This window comes from Sphingomonas sp. STIS6.2 (genome assembly GCF_000732685.2).
Taxonomy (GTDB): Bacteria; Pseudomonadota; Alphaproteobacteria; order Sphingomonadales; family Sphingomonadaceae; genus Sphingomonas; species Sphingomonas aerolata.
This window is the reverse complement of record NZ_JPDP02000150.1, coordinates 1-1,238: the sequence shown is the minus strand read 5'-3', so window position 1 is coordinate 1,238 and position 1,238 is coordinate 1. Positions and strand designations below refer to the sequence as shown.

Annotated in this window: 1 protein-coding gene; it reads right to left on the bottom strand. The window is 57.3% G+C overall.

Annotated features, from left to right (window positions below; translation table 11 throughout):
• Window positions 1–415: 415 nt before the first annotated feature.
• Window positions 416–1,238, bottom strand: an 823-nt coding sequence (locus tag sphst_RS21320; RefSeq protein ID WP_234387676.1) for a hypothetical protein, incomplete at its 5' end; no start/stop codon positions are given.

The window sequence follows — 1,238 nt, the reverse complement described above, 5'->3', positions numbered from 1 at the left end:
CCAGGTCAAACAACGCTCGATCCCGCAGTCGCTGGTGCTGATCGAGGAAGAAGCGAATGGCCCAGACCTGTCGCGGCTTGAGCGCACGCTTGGCACCCACCTTGCGCCCGCCGTTCCAGGGGGGCGTTTGCCTGCGATTGGATCGAACTCTGACGTACCCATAGCTTTCTCTCCGTGGCCATCATGGCCAAGGAGAGGACGTGCACGGGGTAGCATGGCTTTCCAGAGGGGGCATTTACGCTGGATTGCTAGGTGCATTCAGTTTGAACTGCGGCATTCGAAAAGCAGTCGTTCCGCAGTTGCCCAGTTGCAGACATTGACGGATGGTACGCCGCTCAAAGCATGTCGGCTGAACTAGCCCGTATCTGCTGCAGAGGCTGCGTAATGGCAGCTAAAGGGTGTCGCCGTAAGCTCGTTACTGCGGAGGATCCTGTTCCCGTGGAGACTGGGTCTGCGGAGGTGAAGCAGTCACTTCGACGCCGAGGTTAAGAGCCCCTGCATAAGGTCCACCGATCACGTCCATGGTAATACTTCGAGCCGGCCGTGTCCCTGATGAGGGCGCAGTTTGCGCACCGCAACTAGTGTCCGAAGTACAAGCCCAATAGTATCCACCAACCCACCTCGCATCGAGATTGATGGTGGTTTGAGCTGGAAGGTAGCCGGCCATTGGCAGGTAAGCTGGCTTGGCCCACGTAGGAGCCGTTCGCATCGCGTGAACGTTCCCGACCAAGACAAGCACCCGCGCGTCTTGTTTTACCCTGTTAACCAGGGATGAGGCGAGTGCATACTCGTAATCACCTGCGTTAAATCCGCCGGGACCGGGATTGTACAACGGTTGGAAAGCAACGACGCTTATAATCCGCCCTGCCGCTCGCAATTCGCGCAGCCTCTGGAAAAGATGGAAGTACGCTTCACTTGACCGGCCATCCTTCATCGGCTGGGTCCATATTCTGCTCCTCAAGAAATGCGATATCGCCGCTGCACCGCCATCGGAGCCAATGAAATCATCTATCGCGGGCTGCTCGGTGGTCACTTGTTCGACTGCGATGATCACCGGTCGGGATGTCGAAGCTAGGCATGCTAGATCACCAAAAATTACTGGCGTCTCTTTGGTCCCGTGTATTTCTCCCACCACAATCCAGCGGAGATCGGTGCGATTGACGAGCGTGTCCGCTCCAGTAATCGGGCTGCATTGTACGGGGCGCAGCTTGGCTTTGAACGTTCTCGCTGACGGTGCC